General features: G+C 64.8%; 27 protein-coding genes and 1 other RNA gene. 3 read left to right on the plus strand and 25 right to left on the minus strand.

All coding sequences use genetic code 11. The annotated features are described in order from the left end of the window. Positions 1-94 precede the first annotated feature (94 nt). Both lptC and VFO25_01795 read right to left on the minus strand, forming a co-directional pair. Positions 95-1036 (minus strand): LPS export ABC transporter periplasmic protein LptC, encoded by a 942-nt coding sequence (gene lptC, locus VFO25_01790; protein HET9341632.1) that lies wholly within the window; start codon positions 1034-1036, stop codon positions 95-97. Between the two features lie 34 nt (positions 1037-1070). After that, positions 1071-1709 carry an L-threonylcarbamoyladenylate synthase gene (locus VFO25_01795; protein HET9341633.1) on the minus strand — a complete coding sequence of 213 codons (639 nt, stop codon included), beginning with the start codon at positions 1707-1709 and terminating at the stop codon, positions 1071-1073. Between the two features lie 72 nt (positions 1710-1781). Here VFO25_01795 and VFO25_01800 point away from each other — a divergent pair, with 72 nt between their 5' ends. Beyond that, positions 1782-1979, plus strand: coding sequence for a hypothetical protein (locus VFO25_01800; GenBank protein ID HET9341634.1), 198 nt, complete (start codon positions 1782-1784; stop codon positions 1977-1979). Positions 1980-2045: 66 nt separating this feature from the next. Here VFO25_01800 and VFO25_01805 read toward each other — a convergent pair whose 3' ends face one another. The 21 genes from VFO25_01805 to VFO25_01905 are packed head-to-tail and all read right to left on the minus strand — an operon-like array spanning position 2046 to position 18435. Next, positions 2046-3023 carry a rod shape-determining protein gene (locus VFO25_01805; protein ID HET9341635.1) on the minus strand — a complete coding sequence of 326 codons (978 nt, stop codon included), beginning with the start codon at positions 3021-3023 and terminating at the stop codon, positions 2046-2048. An 18-nt stretch (positions 3024-3041) separates the two neighbouring features. After that, on the minus strand, positions 3042-4397 hold the full coding sequence (gene murA, locus VFO25_01810; protein ID HET9341636.1) for a UDP-N-acetylglucosamine 1-carboxyvinyltransferase: 1356 nt from the start codon (positions 4395-4397) through the stop codon (positions 3042-3044). 1 nt (position 4398) lies between these two features. Beyond that, positions 4399-4809 carry an ATP synthase F1 subunit epsilon gene (atpC, locus tag VFO25_01815; GenBank protein HET9341637.1) on the minus strand — a complete coding sequence of 137 codons (411 nt, stop codon included), beginning with the start codon at positions 4807-4809 and terminating at the stop codon, positions 4399-4401. Between the two features lie 3 nt (positions 4810-4812). Continuing rightward, positions 4813-6213 (minus strand): F0F1 ATP synthase subunit beta, encoded by a 1401-nt coding sequence (atpD, locus tag VFO25_01820; protein HET9341638.1) that lies wholly within the window; start codon positions 6211-6213, stop codon positions 4813-4815. Between the two features lie 15 nt (positions 6214-6228). Then, positions 6229-7086 (minus strand): ATP synthase F1 subunit gamma, encoded by an 858-nt coding sequence (atpG, locus tag VFO25_01825; GenBank protein HET9341639.1) that lies wholly within the window; start codon positions 7084-7086, stop codon positions 6229-6231. Between the two features lie 3 nt (positions 7087-7089). Further along, positions 7090-8601 (minus strand): F0F1 ATP synthase subunit alpha, encoded by a 1512-nt coding sequence (atpA, locus tag VFO25_01830; protein HET9341640.1) that lies wholly within the window; start codon positions 8599-8601, stop codon positions 7090-7092. A 17-nt stretch (positions 8602-8618) separates the two neighbouring features. Continuing rightward, positions 8619-9203: an ATP synthase F1 subunit delta gene (gene atpH, locus VFO25_01835; protein ID HET9341641.1), complete on the minus strand. Its 585-nt coding sequence runs from the start codon at positions 9201-9203 to the stop codon at positions 8619-8621. Continuing rightward, entirely contained in the window at positions 9196-9693 is a 498-nt protein-coding gene (locus VFO25_01840; GenBank protein HET9341642.1) for a hypothetical protein, read from the minus strand. The genes atpH and VFO25_01840 overlap by 8 nt, the downstream gene beginning before the upstream one ends. A 2-nt stretch (positions 9694-9695) precedes the next feature. After that, positions 9696-10130 (minus strand): hypothetical protein, encoded by a 435-nt coding sequence (locus VFO25_01845; protein HET9341643.1) that lies wholly within the window; start codon positions 10128-10130, stop codon positions 9696-9698. A 19-nt stretch (positions 10131-10149) separates the two neighbouring features. After that, positions 10150-10434: an ATP synthase F0 subunit C gene (gene atpE / locus VFO25_01850; protein HET9341644.1), complete on the minus strand. Its 285-nt coding sequence runs from the start codon at positions 10432-10434 to the stop codon at positions 10150-10152. 10 nt (positions 10435-10444) lie between these two features. Further along, positions 10445-11191, minus strand: a complete 747-nt coding sequence (gene atpB / locus VFO25_01855; protein HET9341645.1) for a F0F1 ATP synthase subunit A — start codon at positions 11189-11191, stop codon at positions 10445-10447. A 6-nt stretch (positions 11192-11197) separates the two neighbouring features. After that, positions 11198-11626: a hypothetical protein gene (locus tag VFO25_01860; GenBank protein HET9341646.1), complete on the minus strand. Its 429-nt coding sequence runs from the start codon at positions 11624-11626 to the stop codon at positions 11198-11200. A gap of 25 nt (positions 11627-11651) precedes the next feature. Continuing rightward, on the minus strand, positions 11652-11852 hold the full coding sequence (locus VFO25_01865) for a hypothetical protein (protein ID HET9341647.1): 201 nt from the start codon (positions 11850-11852) through the stop codon (positions 11652-11654). Then, complete coding sequence (gene wecB, locus VFO25_01870; protein HET9341648.1) at positions 11849-13054, minus strand: UDP-N-acetylglucosamine 2-epimerase (non-hydrolyzing); 1206 nt, start codon at positions 13052-13054, stop codon at positions 11849-11851. Before wecB ends, VFO25_01865 begins: the two co-directional genes overlap by 4 nt. Further along, positions 13051-14094, minus strand: coding sequence for an MraY family glycosyltransferase (locus tag VFO25_01875; protein ID HET9341649.1), 1044 nt, complete (start codon positions 14092-14094; stop codon positions 13051-13053). The genes wecB and VFO25_01875 overlap by 4 nt, the downstream gene beginning before the upstream one ends. Further along, complete coding sequence (locus tag VFO25_01880) at positions 14091-14558, minus strand: cytidine/deoxycytidylate deaminase family protein (protein ID HET9341650.1); 468 nt, start codon at positions 14556-14558, stop codon at positions 14091-14093. Before VFO25_01880 ends, VFO25_01875 begins: the two co-directional genes overlap by 4 nt. Further along, the gene (gene upp / locus VFO25_01885) at positions 14555-15217 is read right to left on the minus strand and encodes a uracil phosphoribosyltransferase (GenBank protein HET9341651.1); all 663 of its coding nucleotides are present in this window, start codon (positions 15215-15217) and stop codon (positions 14555-14557) included. Before upp ends, VFO25_01880 begins: the two co-directional genes overlap by 4 nt. A 33-nt stretch (positions 15218-15250) precedes the next feature. Next, positions 15251-16504 carry a serine hydroxymethyltransferase gene (gene glyA, locus VFO25_01890; GenBank protein ID HET9341652.1) on the minus strand — a complete coding sequence of 418 codons (1254 nt, stop codon included), beginning with the start codon at positions 16502-16504 and terminating at the stop codon, positions 15251-15253. Beyond that, positions 16501-16974, minus strand: a complete 474-nt coding sequence (gene rpiB, locus VFO25_01895) for a ribose 5-phosphate isomerase B (GenBank protein ID HET9341653.1) — start codon at positions 16972-16974, stop codon at positions 16501-16503. Before rpiB ends, glyA begins: the two co-directional genes overlap by 4 nt. A 50-nt stretch (positions 16975-17024) precedes the next feature. Continuing rightward, positions 17025-17492: a hypothetical protein gene (locus VFO25_01900; GenBank protein ID HET9341654.1), complete on the minus strand. Its 468-nt coding sequence runs from the start codon at positions 17490-17492 to the stop codon at positions 17025-17027. Continuing rightward, positions 17485-18435, minus strand: coding sequence for a carbohydrate kinase (locus VFO25_01905; GenBank protein HET9341655.1), 951 nt, complete (start codon positions 18433-18435; stop codon positions 17485-17487). The genes VFO25_01900 and VFO25_01905 overlap by 8 nt, the downstream gene beginning before the upstream one ends. 62 nt (positions 18436-18497) lie before the next feature. On the opposite strand from VFO25_01905, the gene VFO25_01910 reads away from it, so the two are divergent. Then, positions 18498-19223 carry a TIM barrel protein gene (locus VFO25_01910; protein ID HET9341656.1) on the plus strand — a complete coding sequence of 242 codons (726 nt, stop codon included), beginning with the start codon at positions 18498-18500 and terminating at the stop codon, positions 19221-19223. Positions 19224-19284: 61 nt separating this feature from the next. Here the strand turns inward: VFO25_01910 and ssrS are convergent. Further along, a non-coding RNA gene (ssrS, locus tag VFO25_01915) (6S RNA) lies at positions 19285-19471 on the minus strand. 36 nt (positions 19472-19507) lie between these two features. On the opposite strand from ssrS, the gene VFO25_01920 reads away from it, so the two are divergent. After that, complete coding sequence (locus tag VFO25_01920; GenBank protein HET9341657.1) at positions 19508-19855, plus strand: hypothetical protein; 348 nt, start codon at positions 19508-19510, stop codon at positions 19853-19855. A gap of 4 nt (positions 19856-19859) precedes the next feature. On the opposite strand, the gene VFO25_01925 is transcribed toward VFO25_01920, so the two are convergent. Next, positions 19860-22658 carry a TonB-dependent receptor gene (locus VFO25_01925; protein HET9341658.1) on the minus strand — a complete coding sequence of 933 codons (2799 nt, stop codon included), beginning with the start codon at positions 22656-22658 and terminating at the stop codon, positions 19860-19862. Between the last annotated feature and the right edge of the window lie 40 nt (positions 22659-22698).

Here is a 22698-nt window from a genome sequence, read left to right on the forward strand (position 1 = left end):
GCCGCGCCGCCGAGCGCGGTACGACCGTACACATATACCATCGGAACGGAGGCGGCTTACAGTCCCTCGGTCGGGGTTCGTGTGACGAACGTCACTACGGCTTGCGCGATGCGGTCGGCGACGGCGCCGCGGATGCCGGCGGAGCCGGACTCGGCGGCGAGTTCGAAGATGATGCCGAATTCGCCGATGGTGTCGCGCCAGCCGATGGTGCAGCGCTCGCGCGCGGCTTCACGCCGCCGCGCGGCGTCGGCGATGGACGCGGCGAGCCGGCCGGCCCGGGCTGATTGGCCGGGAATTGCATCCGGACGGAGCCGACGGCCTTGAAATCTTGGGTCTGGGTGTTGTAAAAGACCTCGGCCGCATCGAACGTGCGGCTCGGCGGCTGCTCCGCATGCACGCCGCCGCTCAGATCCGCGACGTGGGTGTTCTCGTCGAGCGTTATCTGCGGCGCGGTCATCGTCTGATCGCCGCGGACGATCTTGACGCCGCCGGATGCCCTTATCGACCGGTGCGTCTCGTCGTCGACGATGAGCGGCGCCGTCATCGTCATGTTGCCCTGGACGATCTTGACGTTACCCGATGCGCGGTAGAACTTCGCCTTGCTCTCGATGTGCGTCTGATCGGCGGTGAGCGTCATCGCCTCGACCGGCTTGCCTTGTTTGTCGTGCGTCGCAGCGCGATGGACGATGACATGGCCGATGAGGTTCATGATCTGGCTGTGGAGATTGCCGTAGCCGCGGTCCGCTTGATACGTTCCGTCCGACGTGCGGCCATGGAGCGGCAACGGGAACTGCACGTCGCCGGTCTTGAAGTTGAAGTTGAACTCGTTCGAGCAGAGCGTCACTTCACCGAACGTCATCTGTTTGTCGCACGTCGCGGTCGACGACGGCGGTGCCGTCGGGACCGATACAGGAGCGGCGCCGGTCTTAGGAGCGCTTTTCGGCTGGGGCGTCGGCGTCGCAGAAGCCGCTGGAACCGCGGCGAGGCGGCACGCGGCTAACAGACATATGAGGATCGCGAGGCGACGAAGATGCATGCGTACGCCTATATTAACGGTTGGCCGCGCGAGTTCATCGCGCGAATGGGGCGATGCCGGCGATCGCTTTTGCGACATCGGCAGCTTCGAGCGCGCCCTGTCGGACCAGGCGCACGGTATCTGCGGAGCAATCGAGCACCGTGCTTTCTCGCCGCCGTTTTGTCCGACCTGCGATGATGGCAAGCGCCGCCTCGGGCAACGCGCTGAGGTCGTCGCCGCCGTCGTAAGCGGGCGCTCGGCTGATGTTAGCGGATGTCGCCGCGAGCGGACCGGTCGCCGTCAAGATCGCGCGACATACATCGTCGTCCGGGCAGCGAAGCGCGATCGTCGCGCCGCCGCGTCCGGCAGCTTCGCACACGCCATCTTTTCGCTCGACGATGATCGTCAACGGTCCCGGCCAGAACTTCCCGATGAGCGCATTCGCCGCCGGCGAGATCTTTCGCGCGTAGCGATCGGCGAGGTCCGGCAATGCGAGGTGGACGGCGAGCGGCTTTTCGGCCGGACGCCGTTTCGCGGCGAAAATCGACTCGACCGCGCGATCGTTTTCGGCCGCGCAGCCGATGCCGTAGACCGTGTCCGTCGGAAAGATGATCGTGCCCCCGTCGGCGATGCAGCGTGCCGTTTCATTCAAGAGCAAGGCGTCAGGCGTCCCTGCGACGCGCACGATTCTCATCGAAAACACACCTCGCTCGGCCGATAGACGCGAGGGGCTTGGGCGCGGTCCGCCAAAGGCGTACACATCCACATGAGACAGCGCACGTTTCTGATCGCGCTCCTCATCGCAATCGGTGTCGCATCGATTGCGCTCGCGCCGTTCTCCGTCGCGATCGTCTTGCGCAACCGCGCCGGCGCCGGCGGGCGGCGCATCGTATCGCAGACGCGCAAACGCCTCGTCGCCGCGCGTGACCTCATCGCGCGTGGCATCCGCGCCGTCACAGCTTAGTCCTCGACGTATTGATCGGAAGATCGCGGCGGTCGACCGTAAAGGTCGACCGCTCCATTCTTTCGCTTAGAAGCGGACGCGTTGGCCCGTGCCGATGGCGACGCACGACATCGGATCTTCCGCTACGATGACCGGGATGCCGGTCACTTCGCTGAGCAGCGAATCGAGCCCGCGAAGCAGCGCACCGCCGCCGGTCAGGATGATGCCGCGATCGATGATGTCGGCGGCGAGTTCGGGCGGCGTCTTCTCGAGAACGCTCTTGACCGCGTCGATGATCGATCCGACGGGCTCAGCCATCGCCTCGCGCACTTCCTCAGAGGTGATCGCGACCGTCTTCGGCAGGCCGTTGATGAGATCGCGGCCGCGGATGTCCATCGTCAATTCTTGATCGAGGCGGTAGGCCGATCCGATCGTCACCTTGATGTCCTCGGCGGTCCGTTCGCCGATCATGAGGTTGTAGACACGCCGGATATGTCTCGCTATCGCTTCGTCGAGCTTATTGCCGGCGACGCGCAGCGATTGGCTGACGACGATGCCGCCGAGCGAGATGACGGCGACGTCCGTCGTGCCGCCGCCTATGTCGACGACCATGTTCCCGCTCGGACCGTCGATCGGCAGGCCGGCGCCGATCGCGGCCGCCATCGGCTCCTCGATGATGTCGACGCTCTTCGCGCCCGCGAGTTTCGCGGCGTCGCGCACGGCGCGCTCTTCGACCGACGTGATCTCGGCGGGCACGCAGATCGTGACCGCCGGCTTCGGACGCAAGAACGAGAAGAAGCCGTTGTTGCGCGTCACCTTCTTGATGAAGTAGTTGAGCATCGCCTCGGTGACTTCGAAGTCTGCGATGACGCCGTCGCGAAGCGGACGGATCGCCTGGATGCTGCTCGGCGTCTTGCCGAGCATCATGCGCGCTTCTTCACCGACCGCAAGCGTCTTGCCTGACCTCGTGTCGCGCGCGACGACCGACGGCTCGCGAAGCACGATGCCTTTGCCGCGCACGTAGACCAAGACGTTCGCCGTGCCGAGATCGATGCCGATTTCCAAGATGATTCGTCCTTGAGGTCACGCCGACCGATAAGGAGTGACGACCTTCGGCAACTGCGCCGTGAGGCCGATGTCGATGCGCGGCGTGACCGGTGAGACGACGCTCGTACGCGCTATCGACGCGCCGAGCGACGCCAGCCGCTCTTCGAAGAACTCGTAACCGCGGTCGATGTACTCGAGTCCACCGACTTCGGACGTTCCTTCGGCTGCCAACGCGGCGAGCACGAGCGCGCCGCCTGCCCTGATGTCCGGTGCTTCGACGACTGCATCCTGCAGGCGCTCGACGCCTTGGACGACCGCGCTCCTCCCGGATACCTTGACGTCGGCTCCCATACGTGCGAGTTCGGACACGTAGACGAACCGCGCATCGAAGATGGTTTCTTCAACGAGAGCCGTTCCCTTCGCCAAACTCATGTAAGCGACGAACGGCGGCTGCAGATCGGTCGGAAAACCGGGGTACGGAGCGGTGACTACGTCGGCCGGGCGCCATTCGGGGACGCCGACGACGCGCAGGGCGACTCCCTCGGCTGCGACGCGGCACCCGCATGCGGCGAGCTTTTCGGTGAGCGCGTCGAGCATCGACGGATCGATGCCGCGGACGGTGACGTCGCCTGCCGTGATCGCGGCGCCGAGCAGGTACGTGCCGGCGACGAGCCGGTCGGGGATGATCGTGTACTCGCACCCGTGGAGCTTTGTGACGCCCTCGACCGTGATGGTCGGCGACCCGGCGCCTGCGACGCGTCCTCCCATCGCGTTGATGAAGCCCGCGAGATCGGCGACCTCCGGTTCTTGTGCCGCGTTCTCGATCGTCGTCGTGCCGCGCGCTCGCGTCGCGGCGAGCATGATGTTCTTCGTCGCCCCGACGCTCGGTTTGGCGAGCGCCACGGTCGTGCCGGTGAGTTTCGCCGCCGATGCGACGATCGATCCGTGTTCGAGCGCGACGGTCGCGCCGAGCAGCTCGAATCCGCGCAGATGCAAGTCGATAGCGCGCGGTCCGAGGACGCAGCCGCCAGGCTGCGGCACTTCCGCGCGGCCGAAGCGCGCGAGGAGCGGCCCCGCGACGTCGAACGACGCGTTGAGCTTGCTGACGAGCGCGTATGGAGCGGGGTGCGAGGTGACCGCGCTCGTGTCGATGAGCAGCGTCCCACCCGCCTGTTCGCGCACGCGCGCGCCGAGACTCTCGAGCAGCGCAGCCATGACATCGACGTCGGTGATGCGTGGAACGCTGTGAAGCACGACCTCGCCTTCAGCGAGGATCGCAGCGGCCATGATCGGGAGCGCGGCGTTCTTCGCACCCGGTACGTCGACAACGCCTTCGAGCCGGCGGCCGCCTTCGATGACGAGCCTCGTGCGCAGGCCGTCGAGTGCGTCCATCTCAGGCCACCGGCCGGTGCGCGGCTTCGAGCTTGGCGTTCGCCCACGTGACCGCTGCGCGCTCGGCTTTGTCGTCGCCGCCGCGCTTGGCCGCGACCGATTCTTCGGCGCGGTGCAACTCGGCGCGGGTCTTTTCGACGTCGATCTCGCTCGACGAAAGCGCGACGTCGGTGAGGACGAGCACTTTGTCGGGAAGCACTTGCATGAAGCCGGCGTTGATCGCGTACTCGATCCGCCGGGAGCCCTCGACCGTAGCGCGGAGCACGCCGATGCGGAGCGTCGTCAGCATCGGCGCATGGTTTGCGAGCGCACCGATGTCGCCGGCGGCGCCGGGCGCGATGACGATCTCGGCCGTTCCTTCGAACTTCACCTCGGCCGGCGTGATGACGGCGAGCGCGAATGTGGCTGGCATCTGCTAGACGGCCGCCGACATCTTCTCGGCGTTCGCTTTCGCTTCGTCGATATTGCCGCACATGTAGAACGCCTGCTCGGGGAGATCGTCCAGCTTGCCTTCGACGAGCTCTTTGAAGGCCGCGATCGTCTCCTTGAGCGGCACGTACTTGCCGGGGCGGCCCGTGAAGGCTTCGGCGACGTGGAACGGTTGGCTCAAGAAGCGCTGGATGCGCCGCGCACGACCGACGATGACCTTGTCGTCTTCCGATAGCTCCTCGACGCCGAGGATCGCGATGATGTCCTGCAGATCTTTGTAGCGCTGGAGCGTCTCTTGGACGCGGCGTGCGACCTGGTAGTGTTCTTCGCCGACGAAGCGCGGTTCGAGCAGACGCGATGTCGACGCGAGCGGATCGACCGCCGGATAGATGCCCTTGTCGGAGATCGAGCGCGAGAGCACGGTCGTCGCGTCGAGGTGGGCGAAGGTCGTAGCAACCGCCGGATCGGTGAGGTCGTCGGCCGGTACGTATACAGCCTGGACGGACGTGATCGAGCCCTTTCGCGTCGACGTGATCCGCTCTTCGAGCGCGCCCATCTCGGACGCCAGCGTCGGCTGGTAACCGACAGCCGACGGCATGCGGCCGAGGAGCGCCGACACTTCGGAGCCAGCCTGCATGAACCGGAAGATGTTATCGATGAAGAGCAGCACGTCTTTGCCCTGCTCGTCGCGGAAGTATTCCGCAAGCGTCACGCCCGTAAGGCCGACGCGCAGGCGCACGCCCGGCGGCTCGTCCATCTGGCCGAAGACGAGCGCGGTCTTCTCGAGGACGCCGGAGTGCTTCATCTCGAGCCACAGATCGTTGCCTTCACGCGTCCGTTCGCCGATGCCGGTGAAGACCGAGTAGCCCCCGTGCTCGGCGGCGATGTTGCGGATGAGCTCTTGGATAAGGACGGTCTTGCCGACGCCGGCGCCGCCGAAGAGTCCGACCTTGCCGCCGCGGACGTAAGGCGCCATGAGATCGACGACCTTGATGCCCGTCTCGAACATGACCGTCGTCGGATCTTGCTCGTCGACTTTGGGCGCTTCGCGGTGGATGGGATGATTCGCGCTCGCCGCGACCGGCTTGTCGGAGTCGATGGCCTTGCCGAGGACGTTGAAGATGCGCCCGAGCGTCGCTTCGCCGACCGGCACGGTGATCGGCGCGCCCGTGTCTGTGACGTCGGCGCCGCGGACCATACCTTCCGTGCCGCCCATCGCGAGGCAGCGGACCTGGTTGTTGCCGAGCTCGCCCTGCACCTCGAGTGTCAGCTCGCGATCGTTGATCGTCGTCAGCAGCGCGGTATAGATTCGCGGCAGCGTTTCGGCGCTGAACTCGACGTCGACGACGTTGCCGAGGACCTGGACGACTTTTCCGGTGGCGGCCATGTGTTTTAGTTTCCTTTATCCTTTGAGGGCTTCGGCGCCGCCGACGATCTCGAGGATCTCCTTCGTGATCGCGGCTTGGCGCGTCTTGTTCATGACGAGCGTCAGGTCGTCGATGAGCTTGCCGGCGTTGTCCGTCGCGTTGCTCATCGCCAGAAGCTTCGCCGCGAACTCTGAGGCTTGCGTCTCGAGCAGCGCTTGGAAGATCGTGAACTCGACGTACTTCGGAAGAAGCGCGGCGAGCACCGCACCCGGATCCGGCTCGAACTCGAAGCTGTTCGTCGAAGCCGACTTCGCCGGTGCGCCCGGATCGCGCTGGATCGGCAGCAATCGCATCGGCGTCGCGCGTTGGACGATCGTCGACACGAAGCGGCTCGAGACGAGCGTCACCTGATCGATTTTGCCCGCGAGGAAGTCGCCGGTCACCGCGCTCGCGATCTCCGCGGCGAGTTCGACGAACGGCTTGCCCTGCAGCGGCCACGCCTGGACGACGGGATGCTGCGTCTTGCGCAGCATGACGCGCCCTTTGATGCCGACGAGATAGAGCGACGATGGCGACGGCGACTGCGACGTGACTTGGAGCGCCGCACGCACGAGGTTCGAGTTGAACGCGCCGCACAGGCCCTTGTCCGCGGTCATGAGCAAGATCGCGCGTTTGTCGGGAGCCCTGTCCGACAGCAGCGGGTGCGACCCGCCGCCGCTGGACGCAAGCTCCCGGTTCATCTCCCCGATCGCGGTCGCGTAAGGACGCGCCGCCTTCATCGCAAGCTCCGCACGGCGGATGCGCGCACCGGCGACCATCTTCATGGCGCGCGTGATCTGCTGCGTGTTTTTCAGCGACTTGACCCGGTCGCGGAGCTGGCGAAGCGTCGGCATCCGTTATGCGGCTTTCCCGAACCGCTTCTTGAAGTCGACGATGGCGTCGTTGAGCTTCGCCTTCACCGCATCCGAGACCGTCTTCGATGTCGCGATGTCCGACGGCACGTCCGGCATCGCCGTCTTTAGGTACTCGTAGAAGCGTGTGTGGAACTCGTGGATGCGCTCGGTCGGGATGTCGGCGAGGTAGTCGTTGACGGCGACGTAGATCTGGATGACCTGGCGATCGAGGTCGAGCGGCTCGAACTGCGGCTGCTTGAGCGTCTCCGTGATCTTCTCGCCGCGCGACAGCTGCGCTTGCGTCGCCTTGTCGAGATCGGACGCGAGCTTCGAGAACGCCGCGAGATCGCGATACTGCGACAGCTCGAGCCGGAGCTGACCCGCGACCGACTTCATCGCCTTCGTCTGCGCGTTGCCGCCGACGCGCGACACGGATAAGCCGACGTCGATGGCCGGCCGGATGCCGTTGAAGAACAATCCGGTCTCGAGATAGATCTGCCCATCCGTGATCGAGATGAGGTTCGTCGGGATGTACGCGGACACGTCGCCCTGCTGCGTCTCGATGACGGGAAGCGCGGTCATCGATCCGGCGCCGAGCCCGTCCGACAGCTTCGCCGCTCGCTCGAGCAGGCGCGAGTGCAAGTAGAAGATGTCGCCGGGGTAAGCCTCGCGGCCCGGCGGGCGGCGCAAGACGAGCGAGATCTCGCGATACGCTTGCGCGTGCTTCGAGAGGTCATCGTAGATGATGAGCACGTGCTTGCCGGCGTACATGAGCTCTTGGCCCATGGCGCAGCCGGCATACGGCGCGATATAGCGCAAGCTGGCCGGATCGCCCGAGTTGGCGGCGACGATCGTCGTGTACGACATCGCGCCGGCGTCGGTGAGGATCTTGTGCAGTTGCGCGACAGTCGACGCCTTCTGCCCGATCGCGACGTAGATGCAGACGACTTCCTTGCCATGCTGGTTGAGGATCGCGTCGATCGCTATCGCGGTCTTGCCGGTCTGACGGTCGCCGATGATGAGCTCGCGCTGGCCGCGGCCGATCGGCACGAGGCCGTCGATCGCCTTGATGCCGGTCTGCAGCGGTTCGTGCACCGGCTGGCGCTCGACGACCGTCGGCGCTTGCGTCTCGATGGGTCTCGTGCGCGTCGTCTGCACCGGCCCTGCATCGTCGAGCGGCTGGCCGAGCGGGTTGACGACGCGGCCGACGACGCCGTCGCCGACCGGCACCGAGATGATGCGGCCGGTGCGGCGGACCGTCGCGCCCTCTCTGATGTCGTTGTCCGGGCCCATGACGACGACACCGACGTTGTCTTCTTCCAAGTTGAATGCGATGCCGAAGAGACCGTTCGGGAACTGGACGAGTTCGTTCATCTGGACGACGCGCAGGCCGTAGACCCGCGCGACCGAGTCCGAGACCTCGATTACGGTCCCGACCTCGTCCTCGCGCACCTCGACCCGCGCGCTCATGATCTGCTGCTTGAGTATTCCGGCGATCTCGTCGGCGTTGATCATTTCGTCTCCGTTAGCGCCTAGGCGCTCGTCTTTCCGTTGGGCGACGTGGCCGTCGCGGCTTCGACGCCCGACAGCAGGTGGCGGCGGATCTCTTCCAGCTTTCCGGCGACGCTCGCATCGACGTACGTGTCGCCCATCTGGACGACGACGCCGCCGAGCATGCTCTCATCGACGCGGCCTTGCGGGATGATCTTCCGCTTGTAGACGTGCGACAGGCGGCGCGCGAGTTCCGCGAGCTCGTCCGGGTGCAATGCTTTCGGAGTCGCGATGCTCGCGACCGTGTCGCCTGCGTCCGCGTCGAGCATCTCGTGCATTTGACGCGCGATCGTGTCGATGAGGTTCTCGCGCCGTTTGCGGACGAGCAGCACGATGAAGTTGAAGGTCAGTTCGCTGATGCGGCTCGCGAGCGACTGGCGCAGCAGCTCGACCTTTTCGGCGCGGTCGACGACCGGGGATGCGTAAAACTCGCGCGCCGACGGCTCCTTGTCGAGCGCGCCGACAAACGAGTCGAGCTCCTGCGCGGTGGCGTCGGCCGATCCGGCCTCTTTCGCCAGTGCGAAGAGGGCTGCGGTGTACCGGCGCGCGATCGTCTCTTTAAGCACGTGACTTCTCGAGATCAGACAGGAGCTGCTCGACGAGGGCGCGCTGTCGCGAAGGATCGAGCTCGTCTGCGACGATCTTTCGCGCGTGCTCGTGCGCCCGCTCCACCGTGTCTTCCAGCAATTCGCGGCGGACCCGGTAACGCTCGCGGTCGAGCTCGCCGTTCGCGTGGGCCAAGACGCGCGTCGCGTGCGCTTCGGCCTCGACCTTCGTGTCCGCCACAAGACGCTGCGCCTGCGCCGCGCCGAACTCGACCATGCGCTTCGAGTCCGATTCGGCCATATCCAAAGCGGCGCGCGCGTTCTCGATAGCGGCTTCGGACTCGACGAGCGCGTGCTGCGCGCTCTCGACCTCCTGGTTCTGCTTTTCTTGTTGGCTTTCAAGCTGCCCGGCGACGGCTTTGTTCCACACGACGACGAGCGCGATCACGAAGATGACGAAGTCGACGATCTTCGCGATGAAGACGGGGTCGCGCAGGACCGACGTATCCACGCTCAGACCACGCTTTCGGCGCCGAGCGCCCGCTGTGCCATCGAGCGCGCGAGCTCGTGGACGAACACGCCCTGCTTCGCCGCGGCGTCCGCCCGTTCGGTCGCCACTTTCGCTTGCGCGAGGGCGACGGTCGCCGCCGCTTCCTCAGCCGCCAAACGCTCGATCTCTTTCGCCGATGCGGCCGCCTTCGCGGAACCTTCACGCATGATCTCGTCCGTGCGACGGCGAGCGGCATCGAGCAAGCCCGTGGCCTCTGCCTCGAGAGCTCTCGCCCGAGCGCGAGCTGCATCTGCGTCGGCGTGCAGCTTGGCGATGGCGCGTTGGCGCGCTTCGATCGCGCGCCGCGTCGGCGCGATGAACAGCCAGTTCAACAGCATCCAGAACGCGACGAAGTTCAGGATCTGGATGAGAAACGTGCCGTCGATCGAGAGCAGCATGGGGTTTGTCCGCTTGCCTCTACTTCGCGAGGACGGGCTTAAGGAGCGCCATGACTCCGAGACCGCCACCGCCGATGAGCAAGAAGAAAGCGAGCGCGATCGCGATGATCGGGAACGCTTCCAGGATGCCGAAGCCGAGGAAGTAGAAGAAAAAGATGTTCGGCCGCGCTTCGGGCTGGCGCGCGATCGACTCGACGGCCTTGCTGCCGATGATGCCGTCGCCGATCGCCGAGCCGAACGCCGCGAAACCGACCATCAGCGCGAAGGCGATGATGACGGACGCGACGAGAATGGCGTTTTCCATGTTTGCTCCCTTAGTGCGCTTCGTCTGAAAGCGGCGTGATGAGGTATGCCGTCGTCAATAACGTGAACACGACTGCTTGGATGAGTCCGATGATCATATTGAAAGCATAGATGAGGACGGGCGCGGCATTGGCCAGCTTCGAGATCGGCAGGAAGCCGATCGAGACGTTCGCGAGGATGACCGCGCCGACCACGACGAGCAGCACTTCGCCCGCGAAGATGTTGCCGAACAGCCGCATCGCGAGCGTCACGGGACGCGCGAGCTCGTCGATGATCATGATCGGCAGCATGAGGATCCCGAGCGGCCAAACCGGTTTGACGAGCAGGTGGCCGAAGTAGCCGAGACCTTTGCGCGCGATGCCGATGATCTGGATGAGCACGATGACGAAGATCGCGAGCGCCGCGGTCGTGTTCAGGTCAGCCGTCGGCGACGTGCCGACGAACGGGAAGAGCCCGATCTCGTTGAGCACGAAGATGAACATGAAGAGCGAGATGATGAACGGCACGAACGGCAACCCGTTCTTGCCTAAGATCGTCTCGACTTGGCTTCCGATGCCGCTGACGATGAGCTCCATGAACGAGTAGCGTTTCGAGAGCTTCGTGACGGGATGCGTGGCGGCGAGCAGCGCGACGGCGACGAGCACGATCGCCATGCCGATCCACGTGATGACGACCGTATCCGCGTGCACCGTGTTGAACGGCGCCGGCAGAAAAGAGATATGCCAGAGCGGATGTTCGCCGATCGTCTCGTGCATCATGTCCCTTTACGTCGCGTCGCGGCGTGCGTACACTACTTGTTGACGATACACCAAAATCGCTACTGCTAATGGTGCGACAAATCCAGCAAGGTATGTGAAGTAGCCGAGCCATGGGCCCTTGCCGACGATGAGGAACGGCGCCGCACCCGCGAGGAGCACCCGAAGCACGCCCTCGATCGACAAAAACGGCACGTACCCCTTGCCGGCTTTCAACAAGCGGTCGAAGCTTCCAGCGATGTGGAAAAGCGAGGCGAGTCCGATGAGGACGCCGGCGACCAGCGACGCGGCCGGCAGCGGCGCGTGCCAAACAGCAGCGAGCGCGAGCGCGACGACGGCCGCCGGCACCAGGCTGTACGTCGCTATCGCGGCCTGATACGGGCGGATATACTCCATCGAATCCCGCGCATTCGTGCGCCCTTTCGGGGCGACCTTCATCTCTCGAACGCGCGTTCGCGAGGGCTCAGGTGAGCTTCGAGAGCCGTTGGTACATCGACACGACACCTGTGACGAAGCCCATGACGATGCCGACCGGCAGCGCCCAAGTCCAATGCAGATAGCGCGCGGCGAGATAGCCGAGGATGAGTCCGGACGCGATCGATCCGATGATGCCCGTTCCCGCTCCCGCGAGTTGGCCGAGCGACAGCGGCGTCTGCTCCTTCAACGCTTCGGTTTCGCGGATCTCGCGGATGACGGCAAAGTCGGCGGCAACGTCGGATCGAACTCGGTCGGCGCGATTCCACCGCGGTACGATGCGAGCAGCGAGGCGGTGATGCGCTCGCTCGCCTTGCCGTCGCCGTACGGATTCGCGGCGCGCGCCATCCTCTGATATGCGGCATCATCGTCGAGCAATCGGTCGAGCGCGGCGACGATCGTCGACTCATCGGTTCCGACGAGCTCGAGCGTACCCGCCGCGACGCCTTCCGGCCGCTCGGTCACGCGCCGCAGCACGAGCACCGGTTTGCCGAGGCACGGCGCTTCTTCTTGCAAGCCGCCCGAGTCGGTAGCGACGATCGCGGCGCTTCCGATAGCACCGACGAGCTTTCGGTACTCCATCGGCGGGATGAGTCGCACGCGCGGCGTTCCGTCGAGCACTCGGCGGACGACTTCGACGACTTCGGGATTCGGATGGACGGGCCATACGATCGACACGTCTTCGTGACGGCGCACGACGTCGGCGAGCGCGCGGCAGATCGATTCCATCGGCGCACCGAGGTTCTCGCGTCGATGCGCTTCGACGAAGATGAGACGCGTGGGCGACGTCTTGCCGGCGACGGCGGTCTCGAACTTGTCTTCGGCCCGCAGGCGCGAGTGCACCCAAAGGAACGCGTCGATGACCGTATTCCCTGTGACGACGATCGATTTGGGGTCCTTGCCTTCGCGCAGCAGATTCTGTCTCGCGAGCGGCGTCGGCGCGAAATGATGTCGCGCGATCACACCGGTCAGCCGGCGGTTCATCTCCTCGGGGAACGGCTCGTAGATCGTGTCGGTCCGCAGTCCCGCCTCGACGTGCCCGACCGGGACCTTCCTATAGTAGCTTGCCAGCGCCGCGGCGGTCGACGTCGTCGTGTCGCCATGGACGAGCACGACGTCCGGCTTGGCGTCGCGCAGCACGCTCGACATCCGTTCGAGCACGCGCGTCGTCACATCCGTCAGCGTCTGACCCTCGGTCATCACCTCGAGATCGTACACCGGCTTGACCTCGAAGAGGCGGAGCACTTCGTCGAGCATCTCGCGATGCTGCGCCGTCGCGATCGTGATGCACTCAAAACGGTCGTCCGCCGCCAGGGCATGGACGACCGGCGCCATCTTCACGGCATCCGGACGCGTGCCGAAGACCGCGGCGACGCGAAGCTTATCGCTCAAAAGAGATGCGGGCCCCCCGGCCGCGAGAGCACGAGCGCGATGATGCCGAGCATCCCGCACACGACATAGATGAGGTTAACCGCCTGGCGCTGCGAGAGGCCGAGGTCGAGCAGCTGGTGGTGGACGTGGCCGCGGTCGGCCGAGAACAGCGGCGCCTTGCGACGCATGCGCCTGAAGATGGCAGCGGCGGTGTCCGCGATCGGCAGCGCGAGGACGAGCAGCGGGATGATGAGCGAAATGGCGACGGCCTTCTTCTCGGTACCCATGACGGCCGCGCTCGCGAGCACGAAGCCGATGAACAGCGAGCCGCCGTCCCCCATGAAGATGCGCGCCGGATGGTAATTATAAGGAAGGAAGCCGGCCATCGCGCCCGCGAGCGCGCACATGGTCACCGCGACCAGATACTCGTTGTGCCAGAGCGAGACGACGACGAGGGTGATCGCCGCGATGAGCGACACGCCGGCGACGAGCCCGTCGAGCCCGTCGAGGAAGTTGATCGCGTTCACCATGCCCATGTACCAGAAGAGCGAGAAGGGTATGGCGAACCACGCGAGATCGAGGTAGCCGAACGACGGTAGCTTGACGTCGACGATGGTGAAGCCGTAGAGCACGACGACGATCGCCGATACGACGAGCTGCGCGACGAACTTGCGCCGCGGCGACATCGTCATGATGTCATCCCACAGCCCGACGCCCATCATCAGCGTGCCGCCGAAGAGCAATCCGATGATGTGGGCGAGGTCGCCGTAGCTGAGATACTGCCTGACTTGCGACGTGTGGGTGAGCGCGAGGTTGAGGACGGTGAAAAGCGAGAGCATGAAGCCGACGTAGATCGCGATGCCGCCGAGCCGCGGCGTCGGCTGCGCGTGGACGCGTCGCTCGCCATCGGGCTCATCGAAGACGCCGACCGCGAACGCCATCCTGCGGACGAGCGGCGTGACGAGCGCGCACGCCACGGCAGCGAGAACGAACGTGACGGCGCACAGCCACCAGATGTTGATGTCGACGAGGCCGGCAGGCGGATGGAGGGCCGTCGTCATCGGGTCGTGCCGCGCGTTTCACCGAACCGGTCAAGCGCGATCCCCGCCTCGTCGAGGATCGCGACCGCCAGCTCGTCAGGATATTCGCCGTCGTAGACGACGCGCTTGACGCCCGCGTTGACGAGCAGCTTCGCGCACGTGAGACATGGCTGTGCGGTGCAGTAGACGGTCGCACCGTCGATCATCGTGCCGTGGCGCGCTGCTTGGACGATCGCGTTCTGCTCGGCGTGCGTCGACCGCGCGCAGTGGCCGTCGCGCATGTCGGCATCGCCGGTGTGATCGCAGTGGCGCAGGCCCGCGGGTGCGCCGTTATAGCCGGTCGCAAGAATGCGCTTGTCTCTGACGACGACCGCGCCGACGCTGCGACGCGAGCATGTCGAGCGCGATGCCACCGCTTTCGCGATGTTCATGAAGTACTCGTCCCACGACGGACGATCGACCGACGGGATCGCCGGCGACATCATCGCAGCGCCCCCGTACGCGTCTGTGGCGATCGTCCAGCGCCGCGACCGAAAAGCCGGTCGCCGGCGTCGCCGAGGCCTGGGACGATGTAGCCGTGCTGGTTGAGGTGGCGATCGATCGCGCACGCGAACGATCGCAGCTGCGGATGGGCTTCGTGCAAAGCGGTCGCGCCCTCGGGCGCGGCGATGATACAGATGAAGCGCAGATCTTCGACGACGGCGCCGCGTTCGATGAGAAGATCGACGGTGGCGATCGCCGACCCGCCGGTGGCGAGCATCGGGTCGAGCACGAAGGCGCGTCGCCCACGCAGGTCGTCGGGCAGGTTCGAATAGTAGGGCACCGCCTTGAGCGTATCGGGATCGCGATAGACGCCTACGTGCGCGACCATCGCTTGCGGCATCAGCGCCTGGAAGCCGGGCACGAGGCCCAGTCCTGCGCGCAAGATCGGCACGAGCAACGGCACGCGGACGAGCTCGCGAGACGATGCCCAGTCGATCGGCGATGCGACCTGCGTGGCGGTCGTCTCGAGATCGAGCGTCGCAGGATACGCGACGAGCATCGCGAGCTCGGTGCACAACTCGCGGAATTCTTTGCTCTTCGTCGCTGCGTCACGCAGCCGCCCGAGCTTGTCGTGCACGAGCGGATGGTCGACGACGGTCATGCCGGCGATATTCGAGTCGCCCATCGTCATCTGTCAGGGAACGCCGAAGCGGCCGGTGAGATCGTAGACGCGGTCGCGCAGGCGTTCGACGGCCGATCGCTTGTGGACGTCGCCCATTGCTTCGCCCATGATGTCGGCGATCTCGGCCATGTCGGATTCTTTCATGCCGCGAGTCGTGATCGCCGGCGTTCCGATTCGGATGCCGCTCGAGACCGCGGGCGGATTCTTGTCGAACGGGATCGTGTTCTTGTTGACGGTGATGCCGATCTCGTCGAGATATCCCTCGACTTCTTTGCCGTTGAGCCCGCGGACCGACACGTCGACGAGCATGAGATGGTTGTCGGTCCCGCCCGTGACGATGCGCAAACCGTGCGACTGCAGCCCGGCCGCGAGCGCGCGCGCGTTCGCGATGACTTGTGCCGCATACGCCTTGAAGTCCGGACGCAGCGCTTCGCCGAACGCCACGGCTTTCGCTGCGATGATGTGCATGAGCGGTCCGCCCTGGATGCCGGGGAACGTCGTCTTCGAGATCCCCTTGCCGAGCTCGCCGTTGCTCATCACGGCGCCGCCGCGCGGACCGCGCAACGTCTTGTGCGTCGTCGTCGTGACGTAGTCGGCGTGGCCGACGGGCGACGGGTACAGGCCGGCGACGATGAGCCCCGCGACGTGGGCGACGTCGACCATGAACAGCGCACCGACCTCGCGGGCGATCGACGCGAACGCCGCCCAGTCGACGGTGCGCGAGTACGCGCTCCAGCCGGCGACGATCATCTTCGGCTTGGCCTCGCGCGCTATCGCGCGGATCTCGTCGTAGTCGAAGCGCTCGGTCTTCTCGTTGACGCGATACGGCACGACGTTGTACAGCTTGCCGCTGAAGTTGACCTTGCTGCCGTGCGTCAGATGGCCGCCATGGTCGAGCGCGGTGCCGAGGATCGTGTCGCCGGGCGACAAGGCGGAGAAGTAGACCGCCATGTTCGCTTGCGCGCCCGAGTGCGGCTGGACGTTCGCGTACTCGACACCGAAGAGCCGCTTGAGCCGCTCGACGGCGATCTCTTCTGCCACGTCGACGAACTCGCAGCCGCCATAATAGCGCTTGTGCGGGTAGCCTTCGGCGTACTTGTTCGTGAGGACGCTCGCCGCCGCTTCGCGGACCGCCGCGCTCACGTAGTTCTCCGACGCGATGAGCTCGAGGTTCTTGCGTTGGCGCTCTTCCTCGTTGCGGATGGCGTCGAAGATCTCGGGGTCTTGCGACGCGAGCGCGGATTGTTCGAGCGTTCGAGCGGTCATCGCGTGCTCTCCGCCGTCTCGACGCCGTAATCGTCGATCTCTTTCACCCGTCGCGCGTGCCTGCCGCCCTCAGCCTCCGTGTTGAGCCAGACATCGAGGCACTCTTCGACCATATCCCAGCCGGTGAGGCGTTCGGAGAAGCAGGCGACGTTGCAATCGTTGTGCTGGCGCGACAGTTTTGCGGAATACGGTTCGACGATCGACGCCGCGCGGACGCCGCGCACCTTGTTGGCCGCCATGCAAATGCCAAGGCTCGAGCCGCAGACGAGCACGCCGCGTTCGAACTCGCCCGACCCGACCGCTTCGCCGACCTTGAAGCCGACGAGCGGGTAGTCGACCGGTTCGGTCGAGTACGTTCCGAAGTCGACGACTTCGTGCCCCAATTGCCGCAGGCGTTCGCCGATCCGCGTCTTGTACACGAAACCGGCGTGGTCTGCGCCCAATGCGATTTTGAATTGTTTTCCGGCCATGTTCAACGGCTAGGTTCCCGTCGGCGCGCAGGCCGACCTTGCACCGTCTCTCAGGTTCTCTCGCGTAAGGCCGAAAATATCGCCGGCATTCCTTGCTTCAACAAGGACGCCGTTCGCGCGAACGCGTCCGGACCCGATCCGTAGGGGTCGGTCAAGTCGCCGAGACCGGTGACGTCGTCGAAGCTCACGATCTTGGCTTGGTCCGCCCGGAAGAAATGGCGGAGGTCGGTGCGCTGACGGTTCGTCGCCGTGACGACGAGCGCAGCATCGATGACGAGCTCGCGCGTCAATTGGCGGGCGCGGTGATCGTCGATCGCGAGCCCGATGTTCGCGAGCGCTTCACGCGTCAGCTCGGTCGCTTCGTGACCTTCGAGCGCCGACATGCCGGCGCTAGACACTCGGGCCTTGACGCGATCGCGTCTGGCCTCATCGATCGCGATCGCCTCGGCCATCGGACTGCGGCAGATGTTGCCCATGCAAACGAAAAGCAGCATCGGGGTGCGCGGGTCATCATCCATGCGACGCGCCCGTCATCGCTTCGACTTCGTCGGCGCGCGGCAAACCGTCGATCGCGCCGATGCGCGTGCACGCGAGCGCGCCGGCCGCCGTCGCCCACACCGCCGCTTCCGCGATCGACTCTGAGCCGATGTCGCTCTTATGGTGCTCGCACAGGCGCCAGACGAGCGCCGCCATAAACGCATCGCCTGCACCGGTCGTGTCGACGGCGTCGACACGAGGGGCGCGCACCTCTCCGGTCGCGCCGCCGACAGTCGCCCAGCGGCAACCGTTCGAACCGAGCGTGACGACCGCGGCTCTGACGCCTCCTGTTAGGAGCGTCGCCGGATCGTGACCGGCGATGCCGAGCGCATCGAGGTCTTCTTCCGAACACTTGACGAGGTGCGCCGCTTCGCACGCTTCAACGAGCACGGCTCGCATCTGCGCGACGCTGGCGAAGATCGCAGGTCGTGGATTCGGATCGAAAGTCACGAGTCCGTGCTCGCGCCCGATCGCAGCGGCCGCAAGGCAGGCGCTTCGCCCCGGCTCGGCTGCGAGCGTCACGCCGCCGAAGTGGACGCACCTCGCTTTGCGCAATGCGACGCCGTCGAGGTCGTCGGGGGATAAGCGGACGTCCGCGCCCGGACAGCTCACGGGATAAAAATCGCGCGCGCCGTCGCGTCCGCGCGCGACGAAGATGAGCGAGGTGGCGGTGTCGACGCTACGTACGCCGTCGACGCCGACGTTCTCATGAGCGAGCGTGCGGACGAGGAACTTGCCGAACGGGTCGCGTCCGACGGCGCCGACGAACGCGACGTCGCCGCCGAGCCGCGCGATGCCGATCGCGACGTTCGAGACCGCGCCGCCCGCCGCGCGTTGGAAAAACTCGCTTGCGCCGATGTCCGCGAGTTCCGGCTCGCCGAGCAGATCGACGAACGTCTCGCCGACGCACACGATGCGGCTCATCGCTGAGGTGCTCTCGCTCGGGCAGGGTTGACCGGCGGCCCGAAGAAAGCGGCGGGCCACCGATGAAGATCTGCTGCAGCTCTCGGTCGTATGCGCGCGCGATTCAATCAGGCGATCTCACGCAGCTCGAGTGGGTCGACCGGTGCGCTCGACGAGCGCTTGACGGCGTCGACTTCGCGAGCGCGCACTTTCCGCGGACCGACTGGGACTACCTCGCGCAGCTCCGCAAGCTGTGCGTCGATCGCGGCCTAACCGTCGCGGGCGTCGCATTCGACGGCGAAATCGGGGGCGATGCGGACGTCGACGCTCAGGCCTCGCTCATCGAGACGTGGATCGGCAATGCCGTCGCGCTCGGCGCGCCGCTCCTGCGGATCTCGAGCGGTTCGTCGAACGGCTCACCGGGCATCGCATGGCGCGAGCTGATCCGCGGCCTCAAGACGATCTCGCACGCGGCGAAAGAGAAAAACATCACTCTCGCGCTTGAGTCGCGCCCGGGATCACTCGTGTCGTCCCTGCCGGATTGCAAGCGCGCGTTGAAGGAGTGCGACTCCGCGTGGTTGCGCTTGGCGCAAGACCTGACCGCGGTGCTCTCGCCGTCGGAGGACGGCGATGCGCTGCTCGACGAGATCGTCGTCGCGATCGCGCGCGGCGCTGAAGTCGACGCAGGCGCGGCTCGCACGCTGCGTCGTCGCGGGTTCATCGGGTTCGTCACGGTGGAGACGTCGGGGGCCGATGAGGACAAGGTTGTTGCGGATTGTTTGGATCGGCTGCGTACCGCGAGCATATAATATGAATGCGACATGCATGAACCGAACATGATAGGCCCGGCACTTAAGTGCCGGGCCTTCATCTATCCCCGAAGAGCCGCTGCCTGCCCGAGATTTGAACCCGCTTACGCAGGTGGGTGCCTGCCCTGCCGCTGTTTAGGCTTCCCTCTCGAGGAGGGCTTGCACAAGGCGGCTCGGAGGCCCGGCTCCCGTTGGTGACTGTGTTGGTTCAATCACCGACAACAGGCCGGCGCACACCCCAGGGTTGGACCTAGAGTACCACGTGCTTTGAGCGAAGACAAGTCTTGACAACGCGCATCTATCCATCACATATATATCCGTACTTACATACGCCGCGTTGTCAGGAGATCATCATGCGTCATCATCTATTTGGTATCGTCGTGATCTGCGCCGTCGTCGCCGGCTGCTCGGGCTCGAGCGGCGGCGGAGGCGCTCCACCGCCGGCCGCCGGCAACTCGCAGCCCCAGGTTTCAGCGACCGGCATCGTCGGCGCGGCCGGATCAAGCACGAGCGGCGAAAAGGCGCCGCTTGCTGGAGCCGCTCAACCCCTCCGCGTACCGAGCGGACCCGCGCTCAAAATGCCGCCCGTGCACTTCCAAGCGCCGCATATCTCAGTGCACTTGCACCACTGATCCGCTACATGCTGATCTTCCACCATAGTGTGGTCTGACGTGGCGTGAGCGACTGCTCCATGTAGTAGCCGACTGCCGGATAGTAGACGCCGTTCGGCGCCGGCAAATAGTTGTCGTAGAAGACATCGCCGCTCTCGTTGCACGGCACAAGCCCTGCGCGAGCGCACACGCCGCTCGGCGTCCAGTTTCCGTTGCCATCCTTGTTCAGGTAATTGAAGTTCGACTTGGGCACGGGGTTCGTCACGTCGTTGAAGAGATTCGTGATTGTCAAGCCGATCCGTCCGCCGCCAAAGGCGTGTGAGATCGATATGTTCTCATTGTACCATGCCGGCCCGCGGAGCGATTGGGCGAACGAGTGCAGCTCTCGAGGGTCGAGACAGACCAGACCTGCGTTGTTGGTGTGCGTGCAGGTGTTTCCGGTCATGATCACCGGCTTTCCGGTGTTTGGATCGAGGTCGTAGAACAGGTTTCCGTCGCCGTACGGATAGCCGGTAGACCACAGCGTGTTCGAATCGATCTCCCAGCCGCCACGCTTCCAGTCGAGACCCAGGTCGGACGAATATGGCGCTGCGTACGTCGCCGGCAAGAAGTTATTCGCCTCGATGTTTGCCAGAAACTGGGTACTACGGCCGCCGAAGTACGGACCGGCCGCTGCAAGAACATTGCTGAGCGTGTTGTCGAACGTGAACGAGAAGAACGCGGATAGGCCCTGCGGCACATCGCGGTGCAGCGCGAGCTCGAGACCGTGCGTCTTCGTCGAAGCACCGTTGGTAAAACTGGTCACACCCTTGGCATCCGTAAACTCGACGATATAGTCGTTATTGACATGCCAATACGGCGTGAGGCGCATCGAGACACCGTTAGGAAAGCTGTGCTCCCACGAGAGATCGTAGCTCTTCGCAGTCGATGGCTTGTATTGGTGAAAGACCGGTCCACTCCCGAAGAACGCGTAGTCGCTGAAATTCTCCGCGTAAGCGGTGCCGATGAATTGGCCCATGTGCGCGTACGAACCGCGCAACACGTCGGCGTCGCCGGCCTGGTACGTGAGGGCAAAGCGTGGACTCACGAACGATTCGGTGAACGGATAGTTCGTACCGAAAGCTGGCTGCGCGTTCTGGGCGAGCACCGGCGAGATCGAATAACGCTCGAGATCCCAGCGCACCCCAGGCTCCACCACCCATTTGCCGCCGGTGATGTGATCGCTCGCGTAGGCGCTGTAGACGTGGGTCGGGGCGAGCGTTACCCGCGAGAAATCCGGCCATTCGCCTGAGAATCCCGGGCTGCCGCAGAAAATGCTGCAATCGGATACTTTCCGGAAATTGAGATCGTATTCGTAGCCGGTCCCGATTTTCAGCAAGTTATGCTCGCCCAGCTGGTTGGCATAGTCGTAGTTCCAGAAAGTCTGCAGCGTATGGCGATCTTGGTAGTAGCAGCCGTAACACCACAAAGCGAACACGTCATATTCACCTGGTCCGGTGAAATTTGGCCCGAAAAACGACGGCTCGCCGAGATTCTGGGCCCATTCTTCGTCGAAGAAATAACCGTTACGAGATTGCGCGACGCGCGCCCGGTAGTACGAGTGGTCGTTGATCGTGTGGCTGAACGACAGCTTTTGGATATCGTACCAGTGATACCACGCGTCGGCATTGTTCTTGAGCACGAGCGACGCGCAGGGGTCGCCGCCGAAGAGGTTGACGCACTTCGGGTTCGAGCCAGGCAAGACGCCGTTGAGCGCCAGCTGTTGACCCTGAACGCCACCGTAGCTCGAGCGGAAGATGCCTATGCCTTCCTCAGCGACGTATTGGAGGTCGTTCTGATTGTTCTCGCCCCAGTGATGGTGGACGTTGACGATATTGTCTTTGGTATTGACGAAGTCGAACGCTTCGAGGTTTTCCATGAAAAACTGGCCGTTTGTGGCGCCGTTCTTCCCGTAAATCTGATCGTCGTTCGTGTACGAGCCGGCGAAGAACCACGACCACTTGTTGTCGGGCGTCGCGCCGCCATATTCCGCCTCAAGGTCGTGCGCGTAAGCCGGGCCGCCGGTCGAAAAGGTCGCGTCGCCGAACGACGGATACGTGCCCTGCTTGACGACCATGTTGACGATGCCGCCGTTCGAGCCGCCTTGCTCCGCAGAGAGTCCGCCCGTCGTCACCTCGACGTTTTGAAGTCCCGTCGTGCTCAGTTCGGTCACGTAGAAGCCGACCGTCCGGTCGACGATCGGGATCTCCTCGAACTCCCAGCCGACTTCGGTCGTCGTGCCGCCGCGGATGATCGGCGAGTTGCTTGTCGGGCCGCTCGTCACGCCGGGCGTGCGCCAGAGGACGTCGTACAGCGTGTGATGCGTCGTGTCACCGAGCTCGACGTTCATCTGCGCGGCCGTCACGTTGTACGTGTCCGACGTGAGGTTCGGCTGGACGAGGTTCGTCTTCGCCGTCGTCGTGATGTGGCCGAGCACTTTCGCTTCCGGCTGCAACACGACCGCGATGTCGAGCGTCTGGTCTTGGAACACGTTCTCGCCCGCGAGAACAGCCGAGCTGAATCCCGCCGCCGTCACCGTCACCGTGTATGTGTCCGGCGAGATGTTGACGATCGAGAAGAACCCCTTCGCGTCGGTGACGGTTTTGTAACTCCCGGTCGCCGCCGCCGCCGACACGTGCGCACCCGCGACCGGAGCGCCTTTGTCATCCTTGATCGTGCCGGTGAGACTTCCGGTCGAGCCGGCATTCGCCGGCGTCGCGCTCAGCAGCGCTCCGAAGACCGTTGCCACTGCGAAAAGCGCGAAACAGCGAGTGGTTGATCGCATGACATCCTCCAAGCGACGACACGAAGCGCCGCGGCATGTG

The sequence above is a fragment of the Candidatus Eremiobacteraceae bacterium genome, assembly GCA_035710745.1.
Lineage (GTDB): Bacteria > Vulcanimicrobiota > Vulcanimicrobiia > Eremiobacterales > Eremiobacteraceae > JANWLL01.